General features: G+C 39.8%; 1 protein-coding gene. It reads left to right on the top strand.

The genetic code is table 11. From position 1 onward, the window contains the following. A partial coding sequence (locus FHL06_RS14170; protein WP_153387304.1) for an AMP-binding protein occupies window positions 1–902 on the top strand: 902 nt, incomplete at its 5' end. Between the last annotated feature and the right edge of the window lie 141 nt (window positions 903–1043).

The following is a 1043-nucleotide window of genomic DNA, read 5'->3' as shown; positions in this document are numbered from 1 at the left end:
TGCCAATGTTTCACATCAATGCGATGGTTATTTCCAATTTGGCAACACGCCTATCACACGGACAGTTGCTTTTCCGACCAAAATTCAGTGCTCACCTTTTCTGGAAAGAAGTCAGTAGTGAGAAAGTGACTTGGGTTTCCTTGACTCCTGCAATCGTGGCTATTTTGTTACAGCGTGATGAGCGACCACAGGAAAATCAGCTTCGGTTTCTCCGGACTGCTTCAGCCCCTCTCCTACCAAGTATCCATCGAGAATTTAAGCAACGTTTCGGCATTCCACTAATTGAAAGCTATGGTATGACCGAAGCTGCTAGTCAGATCGCTCAGAATCCATTAGACAATCCTATTCAAAATACCGTCGGTAAAGTGGTTGGTACACAAATCAAAATTTTAGATAGCAATTATGACGAACTTGGCCTAAACCAAGTTGGAGAAATTGCTTTAAAAGGCGAAAGTGTTATTTCCAACTACTTAGATCCCCAACCTGAAGCTTTTCACGATGGCTGGCTATTAACTGGTGACCTTGGTTCCCTTGACGAAAAAGGTTATCTGCATATCGCTGGTCGTATCAAAGAAATGATCATTCGAGGTGGTGAAAATGTTAATCCATTAGCCGTCGAAGATTGTTTAAATAATTTGAACTTCATCAAAGAGCTTGCCGTTATTGGTACTCCGGATTTAATTTATGGTGAAACTGTCACCGCCGTTATCGTACCTAAGAAACTTAGTCATGATCACAGACATCAATTGGCGTTGTTGAACGAATTAGCAAATGAGCAATTATTACCTGTTGAACGTCCCACAAAATACATTTTTAGCACTCAATTACCTAAAAATGCGACTGGAAAAATTCAACGCACACTTCTAGCTCAAGAAGTGACTCAACAACTCAAGGAGGCTTAATAGATGCAAAAACCAATTGCATTAACTAATAATAAAAAATCTATTCACCTTCCCGTCGATAAGATCTTACCGTTTCTAATTCCGATAATTGTAATTTTATTTTGGCAGGTCAGTAGCTCTTTAGGTTGGTTATCAAGTTCT

This window comes from Companilactobacillus halodurans (assembly GCF_009600985.1).
Taxonomy (GTDB): Bacteria; Bacillota; Bacilli; order Lactobacillales; family Lactobacillaceae; genus Companilactobacillus; species Companilactobacillus halodurans.
The sequence above is the reverse complement of the archived record's forward strand: the minus strand, read 5'-3'. Positions and strand labels throughout refer to the sequence as shown.